The sequence below is a fragment of the Coleofasciculus sp. LEGE 07092 genome (assembly GCF_015207375.1).
GTDB lineage: Bacteria > Cyanobacteriota > Cyanobacteriia > Cyanobacteriales > Coleofasciculaceae > LEGE-07092.
Genome location: NZ_JADEWY010000072.1, coordinates 1 through 13182, shown reverse-complemented (window position 1 = coordinate 13182; position 13182 = coordinate 1). Strand labels below are relative to the sequence as shown.

The window sequence follows — 13182 nt, the reverse complement described above, 5'->3', positions numbered from 1 at the left end:
AGGCATACAAATAACGGAGGCGGCAGAAATCACAGACAGGAATCACGGCAATCCTTCGATGCTGTGAAAACCCCTTTTGCTAGTATGTCCGATGATCTGATAAATCAAAATAATCATTTTAATCAACTCCTGGTTCTACCCTCACAACGGGATCACTACCAGGGATTACTCAATGCCTCGATCGTACTGGTGGAGTATGGAAATTACCAATGCCCTCAATGTAGAGAGGTTCATCAGTTGATTCACAACATTCAGCAGCATTTCAGTTCTGAGTTTCCTGAGGAGAGTTGGCTCTGTGTCGTGTTTCGTCATTTTATTGATGAGCATTTAGCCTATCCTCAAGCTCAAAAAGCAGCAGAGGTAGCGGAAGCAGCAGCAGCGCAAGGTCAATTTTGGCAAATGCACGATATGCTATTCACCCATCAAGAAGCATTGGACGACGGCTATCTTGTCGAGTATGCCAACCGTCTAGGACTTGATATTTGCCAGTTTCTGCAAGATCTATCTAAACAAGTACACGTCGATCGCATCAATCAAGATATTCAAAGCGGAATACAAAGTGGAGTGACGATTGCCCCAGCTTTGTTTATCAATGGAATTCAGTATCGCGATCGCTGGAACATAGAGCAGTTGATAGCAGTTATTATCGCTGTCGGTCATTAAACCTTTTGGCTATGTGTTGAGGAACTAGCAGTATCAATACTCATAACAAAGAAAGAGAATTTTATGACTCACTATGACTACATTGTGATTGGTGCGGGTTCGGCAGGCTGCGTTGTCGCCAACCGTCTGACAGAAGGTAATGACACAACCGTTTTACTCCTCGAAGCAGGTAGCCCCGATACAAAGCCAGAGATTCACATTCCAGGAGAATGCCTCAGTCTACTAGGCTCTGAGGTGGACTGGGGCTATTTCTCTGAACCAGAACCCTACCTGAATGACCGTAAAATCTTTTGTCCACGCGGCAAAGTCTTGGGGGGCAGCAGTTCGATTAATATCATGATTTATATGCGGGGCAATCCTCATGATTATGATCACTGGCAGGAATTAGGCAATTCCGGTTGGAGTTACCAAGATGTGTTGCCCTACTTCAAGAAATCGGAGTACTCCTCACGAGGCGCATCTGAATTTCACGGGGCTGATGGGGAGTTGAGTGTCACCGATCCGATCTCGCCTACTGTGGTATCTCAACGTTTTGTAGACGCAGCAGTGGCACTCGGATATGACTACAATCCTGATGTTAATGGGATGCAGCAGGAAGGGGCAGGACTTTATCAGTTGACGGTCAAGGATGGTAAGCGACACAGTGCTGCGGCCGCTTTTCTCGTACCAATTCTCGATCGTCCTAATTTAACAGTAACGACAGGAGCATTGGTGACTCGCTTGTTGTTTGAGGGTACTCGCACCCTTGGGGTGGAATACTTGCACGAAGGCACGCTGCATCAGGTTAGGGTCAATCAGGAAGTAATTTTAAGTGCGGGCACGTTCGATTCGCCTAAGCTGCTCATGCTTTCTGGTATTGGGAGTGCAGAACACCTGAACGCGATGGGAATTCCGGTCGTGGCTGATTTGCCGGGTGTGGGTCAAAACCTCCAAGACCACCCTGTTGTGTCTGTAGCACACGAGGCAACTCAGGATTTACACACGGCAAGTACCAGTAGTATCGGTGAAGCCAACCTGTTTTTGCATACTGAAGGAAATCTGGATGCTGCGCCAGATTTACAGTTTCTCTTCGGCTCCGTTGTGTTGGTGCCGCCTGGTTATACTCACTCTGGTTTAGGATTCACAAGTTTCGTTTGTTTGACTCATCCCCAAAATATTGGCAGTGTCAGTTTGCGTTCCTCCGACCCCAAAGACACACCGATGATTCAAATGAACTTTCTCCAAAGTGAGGCGGATGTGCAAAAGCTCGTTGCCGGGATTAAATTACTTCGTAACTTGTTCGGTGTCAGTGCTTTGGATGAGTTTCGCGGTAAAGAAATCGCTCCGGGTGCCGACAAACAGAGTAATGCAGCACTTGTTGCTTACGTCCGGCAGACTTGCAGTACCGTGTGGCATCCGGTCGGCACTTGCAAAATGGGTACTGACCCAAGGGCAGTTGTAGACCCCGAACTGCGGGTGCATGGGATTGAGGGGTTGCGTGTTGTGGATGCCTCCATCATGCCAACGATTACTACAGGCAATACGAACGCACCCACCATCATGATCGGTGAGAAGGCAGCAGATTTCATTAAAGCAGGTCGCACAGCGCAAACGGTTCTCAGCGATGCCCAAAATCCGGCGTGTTCAGCTATTTAGAATGGCGATCGTCTTTAACCAAGCGCAGGTCATCACGCCCGTCGAGGGTTTATCGGTCGATATCAGCCAAACAGAACACTCGTCCTCTGTAAGGAACACACAATGGCACTCATTACAACACCATTCGGACGGCATTCCACCGCTGCTGAAGTAGTAAAAGGAATTGATCTTTCCGGCAAACGGGCGGTCGTCACGGGAGCCGCATCGGGCATCGGCATAGAAACAGTCCGGGCACTGGTTCAAACTGGAGCGATCGTCACACTGGCGGTGCGTAATACCCATGCTGGAGCACAGGTTGCGGCTGACATTACGGCTACTACTGGAAACCAGAATATTCATGTTGCTCCGCTTGATTTAAGCGATCGCAACTCGATCACTAAATTTATTGCTGCCTGGAATGAACCGCTACACATTCTCGTCAATAATGCAGGGGTAATGGCACTGCCCGAACAGCGCACACCTGAAGGTTGGGAGATGCAGTTTGCCACCAACTATCTGGGGCACTTTGTCCTGGCACTCGGACTACACGACGCTCTCGCTGCCGATGGTGCTGCCCGTATCGTGTCGGTTAGTTCTAGTGCTCATCTGATGTCACCCATTGTGTTCGATGATATTCACTTTATGTTCCGTCCGTATGATCCGTGGTTGGCGTATGGACAATCTAAAACTGCAAATATTCTCTTTGCCGTGGGTGCTACTGCACGCTGGTTTAACGATGGCATTACGGCTAATGCGTTGATGCCTGGTGCGATCGCCACGAACCTCCAACGTCATACGGGCGGTCTTAAAACTCCACCTGAGCGGCAGAAGACAATCGCGCAGGGTGCGGCAACGTCTGTTTTGCTGGCAACCTCTCCGCTCCTGAAGGGCATTGGCGGACGCTATTTCGAGGACTGCAACGAAGCTGCGATCGTCACCAATAGGAACGGCTATATGAGCGGCATCGCCCCCTACGCCCTGAACCTAGACAACGCCGATCGGCTCTGGGAGGAATCATTACGCCGATTATTTTCAGAGTCCATGACACCCTCTATGCCGATTGAAAACGGGTCTATCACTTAAAAGGAAAACTCAAAACCATGAATTCACAAACAGCTCAAACCATCACTGCTACTGACGAATTGGCAATCCGTGCTTTCCATCGTCAGATGATTGATGCTTGGAATCGAGGTAGTGGCGAAGGCTTTGCTGCCCCGTTCAGCGAAACTGCTGATTTTCTCACGTTCGAGGGCACGCACCTTAAAGGTCGAAAAGAAATCGCTGCATTTCATCAGCAAGCATTCGACACGGTCGTTAAGGGAACACGTCTGGAGGGTGAGGTGAATTTCGTCCGCTTTGTGAACTCGCAACTCGCGCTCATGCACGTCGTGATCAGGGTAATACTAGCCGGACGAACCGAAACTTCACCGTCACGAGATTCGCTACCGCTCTACGTCGTAACGAAAAGTGACGAAGACTGGCAGATCGAAGGGTTACTCAATACCCGGAAGTTAACGCTAGAACGTCAATTCTTCTTAGACGACTTTGACTCACTGAGCGCAGAAGCTCAACGTCAAGTAACCGACTTCGTTGCAGGTCTCAAGCAGCAGCAAGCAGATCTAGCACAGATTTAAAGCTGTCCAAAACTTTGGAACTGAACATGAAAATAATTTCTGTCAATGTTGGACTACCACGAGAAGTGAACTGGAAAGGGAGAACCGTTAGCACTGGAATTTTCAAAGAGTCAGTCACAGATCGAGTCATGGTGCGATCGCTCAATCTACACGGGGATGGACAAGCGGATCTCACCGTTCATGGCGGAGTTGACAAAGCCGTTTATGTCTATCCGTTTGAGCATTACGACTACTGGCGCACTGAATTGCCTGACACAGACTTAACAATGGGCAATTTTGGTGAAAATTTCACCACTACTGGGCTGAAAGAAGAGGACTTGAACATTGGCGATCGCTTCCAGATCGGCAGTGTAGAACTCATGGTGACACAGCCGCGAATGCCCTGCTACAAACTTGGGATTCGCTTTGGGAGAGCAGATATGGTGAAACGCTTTCTCGCCAGTCGTCGTACCGGGTTTTACTTCCGTGTACTGCAAGAGGGCGAAGTCGTCGCCGGAGACACTTTAGCGCTAGTGAGCCGGAACGAGAACAACATCACAGTTGCTGATATCACTCAGTTGTATACCCGTGAGAAAAACGATCCAGAGTTATTGCAACGTGCGACTCAATTAGAAGCATTACCTGAAAGTTGGCGCGACTATTTCCAAGAGCAGGTTCGTCGTGTGAGATAGATCAGCCTGCTGTAAACAGCACCATTGGACTTTATACACTTACAAGAAGTAATCCCATGACTACATATCGCACCGTTTCGATCGATGGTTTAGACATCTTCTACCGTGAAGCGGGTTCTCGTGATAATCCGACCATTCTGCTGTTACACGGCTTTCCAACGTCCTCTCATATGTTCCGCAATCTCATACCCGCACTGGCTGATAAATTCCATCTCGTTGCTCCCGACTATCCGGGTTACGGCAACAGTTCGATGCCAACTGTGAATGAATTTGACTACACGTTTGACCATCTAAGTGAGATTGTAGAGAAGTTTATTGACGCGATCGATCTGAAGAAATACAGTCTTTATGTCATGGATTACGGCGCACCCATTGGCTACCGCATTGCAGCAAAATATCCAGAGCGAGTGCAATCTTTGATTGTGCAAAACGGCAATGCTTATGAGGAAGGTCTGCGCGAATTTTGGGAGCCGATCAAGGCATATTGGCAAGAGCGATCGCCTGAGAATGCGGAAAAGCTCAAATACCTTTTCACTCTAGAAGCAACGAAGTGGCAATATACCAACGGTGTTCATAATCTGGAATCGATTAGTCCCGATACCTGGACGGTGGATCAACATTTCCTCGATCGCCCTGGCAACGAAGAGATTCAACTGGCACTGTTTAATAGCTACGGCACTAATCCACCGCTCTACCCGCAATGGCAAGAGTATTTCCGCAAGTATCAGCCACCAACCCTGATTGTTTGGGGCAAAAACGACTATATCTTCCCTGCTGAAGGTGCGTATCCTTATCAGCGTGACCTGAAAGACGTTGAGTTCCATTTACTCGATACGGGACATTTTGCCTTGGAAGAAGATGGGGAGGCGATCGCAAACTATATCACTCAATTTCTCGCGTCACGACTGCAACCTATTCCTGTCTAATCAACCACTAATAATCACTGCCAAGTTCATTGGCTTAACAGTGATATTTCAACACATTATTCACTACTTATCCCAAGGAGAACATCATGGTTGCTCAAATCAATTCACCAGCGATAAAGATTTTGGAAGTTGCAGATGATCCGCGTCTTTCCAGAGAAACAAAGGAATTTTTGAACGTGTTGAATTCAGGGGGTGTGGGTTTAGAAACCTTATCTCCACTCGAAGCGCGTCAAGTACTTGTGGATGGACAGGCTTCCGTTCTAGTCGATCTTTCTGGCATTGAGGAGTCTGAGAAGACGATTACTGCTGACGGTTACACAATTACGCTCAATATCGTTCGTCCTGAAGGCGTTCAAGGTATATTACCCGTTTTCATCTTTATTCATGGTGGTGGTTGGGTGCTGGGTGATTATCCAACCCATAAGCGCATGGTTCGCGATCTCGTTGTGCTTTCAGGATTTGCGGCTGTCTTTGTCAACTACACTCGCACGCCAGATGCTCAGTATCCCCAAGCAATCAACGAGATCTACGTTGCGACCAAATGGGTTGCCGAGCATGGGGATGAGATTGGAGTTGACGGCAAAAATCTGGCAGTTGTCGGCAATAGTGTCGGCGGCAATATGTCAACGGTTACTACATTGATGGCAAAAGAAAAGGGAGGTCCGCACATCAAGCTGCAAATCCTATTTTGGCCCATTGTAGACGCTGATTTTGAAACGGATTCCTATTACCAGTTTGGTGACAAACGTTTTCTGACCGTACCGACGATGAAGTGGATGTATGACATGTACATCGCTGATCCAGAGAAACGCAAAGACATCTATGCCTCTCCCCTGCGGGCGACTGTTGAGCAACTGAAAGGCTTACCTCCAGCGTTAGTCGTAGTTGCAGAAAGCGATGTTTTACACGACGAAGGCACAGCCTATGGACGCAAGCTCAATGAGGCTGGAGTAGACGTGTCGCTCGTACAGTACGACGGCATGATTCACGACTTTGGATTGCTGAATGGTTTAGCCGAACTGCCAGCAACCCGTTCTCTTTTCGTTCAAGCTGCCGCTGAATTGAAGAAACATCTGCAATAGAAGGGCCGCGCGTCGGTCATATCCACATTACGGTTGATGACGCGCCCTGGCACTTCGTTGATACCAGCGGCGAAACGATCATCCTGGTCGGACTGGAACCTGGTTTACACAAGGTTTTAATCGAACTAGCCGACCCCACACACAACGTAATCACCAGCGAAACCGTGATGTTCACGGTGCCCGATTTGAGGCGGTGAGTCAGAGTCCATCCAATAAGGATTTACCATCATGCAAAAACTAGAAGGAAAGGTCGCTCTTGTTACTGGTGGCACGAGTGGCATTGGTCTTGCGACTGCCAAACGCTTTGTTGCCGAAGGCGCGTATGTTTTTATCACGGGTCGTCGCCAGCCTGAACTCGATGCTGCTGTAAAAGAGATTGAGAAAAACGTCACAGGTGTTCAGAGCGATGTTTCCAATCTGGAAGACCTCGATCGCCTGTTTGCTACAATCGAGCAGAAGCGAGGAGATCTCAATGTGATCTTTGCTAATGCTGGTGGTGGAGAAATTGCCCCACTCGGAGCCATCACTGAAGAACACTTTGATAAAACGTTCAACACAAACGTCAAAGGTCTGCTGTTTACCGTGCAGAAGGCATTGCCGCTGCTGCCAGAGGGTGCTTCTATCATTTTGAACGCCTCCACTGCTTCTACGGTGGGTACTCCAGCTTTCAGCGTTTATAGTGCCACCAAAGCCGCTGTGCGATCGTTTGCCCGAAATTGGACACTCGACCTGAAAGAGCGCAAGATTCGGGTGAATGCTATTAGCCCTGGTGTGGTTCCAACTTCTGGCTACAATCACCTGGGATTAAGTGATGAGCAGGTGCAGGAGTTCATAGATAGCCAAGCTGCCAACATCCCTTTAGGACGAGTCGGCACACCTGATGAGATAGCCAAGGCTGTTGTTTTTCTCGCATCAGACGACAGCAGCTTTGTGAACGGCATCGAACTGTTTGTTGATGGCGGTATGGCACAGATTTGAGATGCCCGAAAGGCGATCGCGAAGAGCAATTAATAACCAAGAGAAAAACAATGAAGATCAACAAGAATGACACCGCAGTCGTCATTATCGATCCGCAGAATGATGTTCTGAACGAGAAGGGAGTTTCCTGGCACTTGGTCAGTAACAGTGTTAAGGAGAATAGAACCGTTGAGAACATTGAGCATATCTTCAAAGCTGCGAAGCAGCATGGATTTGAGGTTTTTATCTCCCCCCACTATTACTACCCCACCGACTATGGTTGGAACTTTGCCGGAACCGTAGAGCGCATGATGTTGGAGTCCAGAGAATTTGATCGCAAGGGTGCGTTGAGCCTGGATGGTTTCTTAGGATCGGGTGCGGACTGGCTCGATCGCTATAAGCCTTTCATTGGGGAGCATCCCATTTTGGAAAAAAGAGAAAACTTATTCGCGAGTTATTGTCGCGAATAATGCTAGGACTTAAATATCTTCTTGTTCAGAGTCAAAAGAAATATCTAGTAAGCTATTTTTAAGAGAATCAATTGTTTTTTGTAATTCGGACACTATCGTTCTTCTGGCGACAGCCATCACAGCAGCGACATGGGCTTCACTTCCAGCCTTCCGCAAATGCTTATATTTACTGAACTTGGGTATGTCACTTGTGGTTGTGAAGGTGGGTGAGCTAGCCTGTAGTTTGTAGTACCAGTAAACTTTTTGGGACTGTCGAACTTGATAACGAGCTACCCAAGCATCTTCCGGGGCGAGTTTCCCTTGACGCTCAAAGAAATTTTGGTAAGTTTCGAGACTAGCAATTGCCGTCTGCAAACGAGTTATTCTTTCAAGTTTATCTTGTTGTGATTTATGAGAAACTCTTCTGCCCATTTCTCTCTCTATGCCAATATATTCGCTATTATAACTCGCGAAGACTTGCAAAAATAGGCGGATTTTTAAGTCCTTAAATAGCCAATTGACTGTTCAAGTAAGCACAACGAAGTTGTAAAATGTTAGCCACGTTTTCTTTGAGCCATTGAGCACCCGTTAGTTTAACACGATGGCTGATTTGTTTGACGGCTGATTCCACCGCGCCGCTGCCAATTGAGCAAATTTGCTCTTGTTGATAATATTGATAATTGATTAACCTTTGACGGTGCTTGTTCAGATAACTAAGAAAGTTCGTCCCTCCCACGGGTTGAGCGGACTTCAACAACTTTATCGCTTCGGATACCTGTCCCGTCCACAGGTAAGCTTCTAACTGGTCTAGTATGGATTTGTTGGTTTCTATTTTATGCAGGTTTTCCGTCAGGTGATACCAGTCCAGGATTTCAATCCTATGCTTTTTATCTCCAATTTCGGCAAATATGTTCCAGATCCCATCATGTCCATCTCCTAAACAGTACAAGGGTGAGGTTAAGGTTTGACTATACAAGCCCGGATATGTATACTTGATTCACGCGCAAGGTACAGCCCGTTACAAAATCGGAATCACTACCCGCTCAATCGAGGCTAGGCTAGCAGAATTAAATAGCTCTCAATCTGCATTTCCATTGGCTTTAATTGATAGTATTAGGGTGAAAAACGCGACAGCTAAAGAGAAAGAGCTACACGCCAAATTTAAGCAATTCAGAAGGCACGGTGAGTGGTTCGAGTTCTCCCCTCGATTAGTCAATGAAGTTCGTCAGGAGTTTAAGAAAATTACTGGAAAAAGGGAGTATTTAACTCAGAATCAGAAGGCTATTCTCTGGGGTATTGCGGCGTTTGTGCTTGGCTTTTGGCTAGTAGTTACTTTGAGATGAGGTGAAAGCGGATTTGGGTTAATGGCTTGGGTTGCTGACCAAATTCCCCTCCATGACCAACGAGAGCTTGATTACGCTTGGGACGGTATCGGTGAGTGGCAATGTTGATTTAGCCTGAGTTTTTTACTCGAAACCCCTGAAGCCGCTACTTTCAGGGGTTTTCCTCTCCCATAAGGGAATGTCTCCGGTTTACTCTCCCATTCTATCCCCCTAACAAGTTAGAAAATACACTAACTAGTTCTTGACATTGCCTAACCAGTTCAAGTACTATGTAACTAGTTACTAAAAGGAACTAGAAACACATGAGCAAAGTACTGCAAGAAAAAATTAATGAATTATTCGCCCAAACCAAAGACCTGAAAAGCTTTTCCGAAATCAAGCCCCATTGTGACCAGTTCAACGAATGGGTAGCCACTCAGAACTACAGCGAGAAATCATTAGGCACGTTGTTCAGCCGCTACGGTTTATACTCGAAGTTCCGAGACATTCCCCTAGAGCAGGGTAAGAATGCCGAACTAATCCCCAAGTATGACGCCGATGGTCGCGTCAAAGGTCACGAGCTGAAGCACTACGTTCCCCTGCTCTGTGGCTTGAATAATCAGCAATGGCAAGAGCGAAATCAATCCACCAGGGCTATCGACCGTTTGGAAAACTCGACCGAGCTAGACCCTGATACCTACCTGAAAGTAACGGGCAAGCTCCTAAGCAGCGAAGACCCCCATGAGTTGGCTGTGGGGATTATCGCGGCAACTGGCAGACGCCCTCATGAGGTGATAGCCCGCGCCAAGTTCTACCCAGTAAAAGGTAAGCCCTATCATGTCATGTTTGAAGGGCAAGGGAAAAAGCGGGGTGAAAAGCCAGTCTTTGAGATTGCAACCCTTTACTCTGCTGATTACATCATCAAGTCCTTGGCTAGACTCCGTAGGGAGTCTAGCACCAAAGCGTTACTGAAGGAAGTGGCTACTGAGTTTCCTAAAAGTTTGACTCGTCAGAATCTAGAGATTGATAAGCGCCGTAACGGTTCACTCAATCGAGTAGTTCGGGCTTACTTTGGCGACAAGGGGGATAAAACCCCGGTGTTGGCTTTCCGGCATGGTGAAGCACAGGACAACAACAAAGCGCTGAGAGCTGCCTATGCTGTGCTGGCAACCGAACGGGATTGTCAGGGGAGCTTTGGAGCAAAGATACTTCACGCTTCCAGGTTGCTAGGTCACTTTGTTAAGGAAATTAAAAGCGATCGGGACTTAGCCAATCTGGGAACATCAGCAGGTTACTCGGATTACTTCACAACTAAGCCAGTTCCATTTGCGACCGCGCCGGAGAAAGAAAAGACCCATTCAATCAGGGTGAACTCCTCCGATTTAGAAATTATCAAAAGCTTACAAGAGCGCTGGCAACTTCCCAACCAGCAAAGCGTTGTCAGCCGTCTAATCGAACGTCACGAGCTAACCGTTGAACTTGGTAAGCAGTTACAAGAATTCAAGGCTCATATTAACCAGTTAGAGAAGGAAAAATTAGAGATGTCACAGGTTAAACCCCAACCCCAAGCACAGGAAATCATGGAAGAATCCCTAGAAGCCAAAGTTGAGCGGCTGATTGAGGAGAAGTTGAGCAAGGCTCTGTCTAATATTTCGGTTGGTCAGCCACAGGTACAGCCATCACAGAGCAAGCCAGCAACTCAGCCATCCTCAAAGCAGCAAGAGGCGGTTGATTTGCAGGGTTACTCCCACGCCGAGCTATGGGCTACCAAGGTGTCAGGGGCAAGCGAAGAGAAAATCCGCCGCAGTTTCAATGCGATCGCCCTCTACAATGACACAGTAGCCACTGGAGACGAAGACCGTTTGGCAATCACCAATCAAGCCTTAAGGGAACTTTCAGGAGTCAATGGTTTACTAGTAGGGGACTGGATAAAAGCCCACGCTGATGAGGTTGTTAGCCACAATTCCAAGTATGGGATGCAAAATCCCAAAGACCCCTCTAACCCCACAACCTACTATAATAAACGGCACGGGAGTGAGAAAATTACCAAAATACTGACTCTGGTGAACGAGAGCTTTCTAGATGGGGAAGCACCAGTCAGTTAATCTTGAAAACCGGAAACATCCTCCGTGGTATCGGTGAGATGTTTCCGGTTTAGTTGGTGGGGGTTAGGGAAGAGCAGCCTAGATTGGAAGTAGAACCGTCAGACATAGTTGCACTTCCCACTTTGATTACTATTGCCAGAAAGTAAGGAACAGCCAGCCTCTTCACCACTGCGTTCATCTAAGGGAATGGGAATTTCCAGTCCTTTTCAGCAGCGGTGGCACGGCACTAATCGCCGGGGTGTTTGTTTAGGTCGGTGAGGTTGGAAGCAGGGAATGCGATCGCGATCGCTGACGGCTGTTATTGCATTTACCAGTTGTAAAAAGACTCCAGAAACTTCAGACGAAAACTATGTCCAGTTGGAAAAGACTTCAGAAACTCAAGCAGAAAGCTATCCTTAAGCTAGAAGAATTCCTAGCAGAGGGGAAATGGCAAGCAGCTTTTTTATCTGTCATCCTTCTAACAACCGTTGCACTGAAATCGCAACATCGGGAAATGCCAGGGGGCGAATTTCTCCTATTTAACCAGTTAAAAAAAGGGATGAACCCCCTCTCACCGTCACTCAATCAATTTTCCAGAACCCTTATAAGTAAGGGCTTCAGGGGTAGGGCGTTGAGCGCCAAAACGGGTTAGATAATTACTAACCCGACAACTCTGAACCAGTTATGAACAGAGAACGAGTTAAGGAAAACAATGAACAGGTTAGGGAGCAGTGAATTAACGGGTTCGGTTTGTTAAATGGATTAACAGATGCACAGATTATCCCTTTTATTAAAATCTTATTCTACCCTTGATTTATAAAGGTTTCAAGCCACAATTTTTCAAAAAATTCAGCCGTTGTGTTTTGTAAAACTTGTAGACAAATTGGCGGGATTTTCTCGAAACTGGTTAGGAGGCTCCGGGAGAGTTAGTAACAAGTTGTCCGACCGGAAAGGCGACACTTGCAAGCGATCTGTGCTTCTCTGCGAGACGCTGCGCGATCGCATAAAGGTAGTGCCGATGAGACTAACCAGTTCTCGATGGGTCGCCTGCCTGCGATCGCAGAGCGGTGGCACGACGCCAATCGTCGGGGTGTTCAAGGCAATCAACTGAGCGAGAAGCTATAATGACCTCTATGGGGCAAGGAATCCTTGTGAGATAAAACTAAAGGGGACAAGGTAAAGAGGCTTCTCATTCGATTTCAACCGAGGAAAGCCTGCAAGCAAGTGCAGATTTAAACCTTGAGTTCAAACCTCAGTCACAACTGGTTAGAATATCCAACCGATTAGACAAGAAAACCTGTTAGAAGAACCAGAAGGCATCAGCGGCAAGGCAATAACCAGTTAGAGCTTGTTGAGGGTAGCGAGAGCGTTAGCTTTCGCCCGTCAGCAGCGGTGGCACGCCACTAATCGCTGGGATGTTCAAGGCAATCAACTGAGCGAGAAGCTATAATGACATCGTGGGGGCAAGGAACCCTTGTGAGAGGTAGACCTAGAGGGGGGCAAGGGAAAGAGGCTTAGAAGTGCGATTTAAACGGAGGAAAGCGAGAGGCAAGTGCAGATTCAAACCTTGAGTTCAAACCTTAGGCAGCAACCGGTTAGAAGGTCAAAGCTGTTAGAGGCGACAACCTGTTAGAAGAACCAGAAGGCAGCAGCACAATAACCAGTTACAACAAAAGAACAAGTTACGAAAGACCGAACCAGTAAGGAGCGAAGTGACTAACTGGTTCGGTCTGTTAATTTAAATTAACAGACCGAACCAGTTAGTCACTTCGCTCCTTAC

At 47.4% G+C, this 13182-nt stretch carries 14 protein-coding genes and 2 pseudogenes; 14 read left to right on the top strand and 2 right to left on the bottom strand.

Going from position 1 to position 13182, the window contains the following annotated elements:
• Nucleotides 1–84 precede the first annotated feature (84 nt).
• The 10 genes and pseudogenes from IQ257_RS17525 to IQ257_RS17485 all read left to right on the top strand — a co-directional run bounded on the left by IQ257_RS17525 (nucleotide 85) and on the right by IQ257_RS17485 (nucleotide 8017).
• The gene (locus tag IQ257_RS17525; protein WP_193874893.1) at nucleotides 85–663 is read left to right on the top strand and encodes a DsbA family protein; all 579 of its coding nucleotides are present in this window, start codon (nucleotides 85–87) and stop codon (nucleotides 661–663) included.
• A gap of 63 nt (nucleotides 664–726) precedes the next feature.
• The gene (locus IQ257_RS17520) at nucleotides 727–2298 is read left to right on the top strand and encodes a GMC family oxidoreductase (RefSeq protein ID WP_193874891.1); all 1572 of its coding nucleotides are present in this window, start codon (nucleotides 727–729) and stop codon (nucleotides 2296–2298) included.
• Between the two features lie 102 nt (nucleotides 2299–2400).
• Nucleotides 2401–3360, top strand: a complete 960-nt coding sequence (locus IQ257_RS17515) for an SDR family NAD(P)-dependent oxidoreductase (RefSeq protein ID WP_193874889.1) — start codon at nucleotides 2401–2403, stop codon at nucleotides 3358–3360.
• A gap of 17 nt (nucleotides 3361–3377) precedes the next feature.
• Nucleotides 3378–3911: an SgcJ/EcaC family oxidoreductase gene (locus tag IQ257_RS17510; RefSeq protein WP_193874887.1), complete on the top strand. Its 534-nt coding sequence runs from the start codon at nucleotides 3378–3380 to the stop codon at nucleotides 3909–3911.
• 26 nt (nucleotides 3912–3937) lie between these two features.
• Nucleotides 3938–4582, top strand: a complete 645-nt coding sequence (locus tag IQ257_RS17505) for an MOSC domain-containing protein (RefSeq protein ID WP_193874885.1) — start codon at nucleotides 3938–3940, stop codon at nucleotides 4580–4582.
• A 56-nt stretch (nucleotides 4583–4638) separates the two neighbouring features.
• Nucleotides 4639–5508 (top strand): alpha/beta fold hydrolase, encoded by an 870-nt coding sequence (locus IQ257_RS17500; protein WP_193874883.1) that lies wholly within the window; start codon nucleotides 4639–4641, stop codon nucleotides 5506–5508.
• Between the two features lie 86 nt (nucleotides 5509–5594).
• Complete coding sequence (locus IQ257_RS17495; protein WP_193874881.1) at nucleotides 5595–6590, top strand: alpha/beta hydrolase; 996 nt, start codon at nucleotides 5595–5597, stop codon at nucleotides 6588–6590.
• A gap of 5 nt (nucleotides 6591–6595) precedes the next feature.
• Nucleotides 6596–6787, top strand: a pseudogene (locus IQ257_RS31560) (DUF6130 family protein); the annotation flags it as partial.
• 31 nt (nucleotides 6788–6818) lie between these two features.
• Entirely contained in the window at nucleotides 6819–7568 is a 750-nt protein-coding gene (locus tag IQ257_RS17490; RefSeq protein WP_193874879.1) for an SDR family oxidoreductase, read from the top strand.
• Between the two features lie 50 nt (nucleotides 7569–7618).
• A complete protein-coding gene (locus tag IQ257_RS17485; RefSeq protein ID WP_228060790.1) occupies nucleotides 7619–8017 on the top strand; it encodes an isochorismatase family protein in 399 nt (132 codons plus the stop codon).
• A gap of 9 nt (nucleotides 8018–8026) precedes the next feature.
• Here the strand turns inward: IQ257_RS17485 and IQ257_RS17480 are convergent, their stop codons facing one another.
• The gene (locus IQ257_RS17480) at nucleotides 8027–8428 is read right to left on the bottom strand and encodes a transposase (protein WP_193874877.1); all 402 of its coding nucleotides are present in this window, start codon (nucleotides 8426–8428) and stop codon (nucleotides 8027–8029) included.
• Nucleotides 8429–8501: 73 nt separating this feature from the next.
• Nucleotides 8502–8966, bottom strand: a pseudogene (locus IQ257_RS17475) (ISKra4 family transposase); the annotation flags it as partial.
• A 22-nt stretch (nucleotides 8967–8988) separates the two neighbouring features.
• Here IQ257_RS17475 and IQ257_RS17470 point away from each other — a divergent pair.
• The 4 genes from IQ257_RS17470 to IQ257_RS17455 all read left to right on the top strand — a co-directional run bounded on the left by IQ257_RS17470 (nucleotide 8989) and on the right by IQ257_RS17455 (nucleotide 12527).
• Nucleotides 8989–9339, top strand: coding sequence for a GIY-YIG nuclease family protein (locus tag IQ257_RS17470; RefSeq protein WP_193874875.1), 351 nt, complete (start codon nucleotides 8989–8991; stop codon nucleotides 9337–9339).
• 302 nt (nucleotides 9340–9641) lie between these two features.
• Nucleotides 9642–11423, top strand: a complete 1782-nt coding sequence (locus IQ257_RS17465) for a protelomerase family protein (RefSeq protein WP_193874873.1) — start codon at nucleotides 9642–9644, stop codon at nucleotides 11421–11423.
• Nucleotides 11424–11772: 349 nt separating this feature from the next.
• Nucleotides 11773–12054 carry a hypothetical protein gene (locus IQ257_RS17460; protein ID WP_193874871.1) on the top strand — a complete coding sequence of 94 codons (282 nt, stop codon included), beginning with the start codon at nucleotides 11773–11775 and terminating at the stop codon, nucleotides 12052–12054.
• A 308-nt stretch (nucleotides 12055–12362) separates the two neighbouring features.
• Nucleotides 12363–12527, top strand: a complete 165-nt coding sequence (locus IQ257_RS17455; protein WP_193874869.1) for a hypothetical protein — start codon at nucleotides 12363–12365, stop codon at nucleotides 12525–12527.
• Nucleotides 12528–13182: the final 655 nt, after the last annotated feature.

What these genes read in the sequence shown, in the direction of transcription:
- IQ257_RS17525 (WP_193874893.1), top strand. Translation starts at nt 85, where the DNA reads ATGTCCGATGATCTGATAAATCAAAATAATCATTTTAATCAACTCCTG.
- IQ257_RS17520 (WP_193874891.1), top strand. Translation starts at nt 727, where the DNA reads ATGACTCACTATGACTACATTGTGATTGGTGCGGGTTCGGCAGGCTGC.
- IQ257_RS17515 (WP_193874889.1), top strand. Translation starts at nt 2,401, where the DNA reads ATGGCACTCATTACAACACCATTCGGACGGCATTCCACCGCTGCTGAA.
- IQ257_RS17510 (WP_193874887.1), top strand. Translation starts at nt 3,378, where the DNA reads ATGAATTCACAAACAGCTCAAACCATCACTGCTACTGACGAATTGGCA.
- IQ257_RS17505 (WP_193874885.1), top strand. Translation starts at nt 3,938, where the DNA reads ATGAAAATAATTTCTGTCAATGTTGGACTACCACGAGAAGTGAACTGG.
- IQ257_RS17500 (WP_193874883.1), top strand. Translation starts at nt 4,639, where the DNA reads ATGACTACATATCGCACCGTTTCGATCGATGGTTTAGACATCTTCTAC.
- IQ257_RS17495 (WP_193874881.1), top strand. Translation starts at nt 5,595, where the DNA reads ATGGTTGCTCAAATCAATTCACCAGCGATAAAGATTTTGGAAGTTGCA.
- IQ257_RS17490 (WP_193874879.1), top strand. Translation starts at nt 6,819, where the DNA reads ATGCAAAAACTAGAAGGAAAGGTCGCTCTTGTTACTGGTGGCACGAGT.
- IQ257_RS17485 (WP_228060790.1), top strand. Translation starts at nt 7,619, where the DNA reads ATGAAGATCAACAAGAATGACACCGCAGTCGTCATTATCGATCCGCAG.
- IQ257_RS17480 (WP_193874877.1), bottom strand. Translation starts at nt 8,428, where the DNA reads ATGGGCAGAAGAGTTTCTCATAAATCACAACAAGATAAACTTGAAAGA.
- IQ257_RS17465 (WP_193874873.1), top strand. Translation starts at nt 9,642, where the DNA reads ATGAGCAAAGTACTGCAAGAAAAAATTAATGAATTATTCGCCCAAACC.
- IQ257_RS17460 (WP_193874871.1), top strand. Translation starts at nt 11,773, where the DNA reads ATGTCCAGTTGGAAAAGACTTCAGAAACTCAAGCAGAAAGCTATCCTT.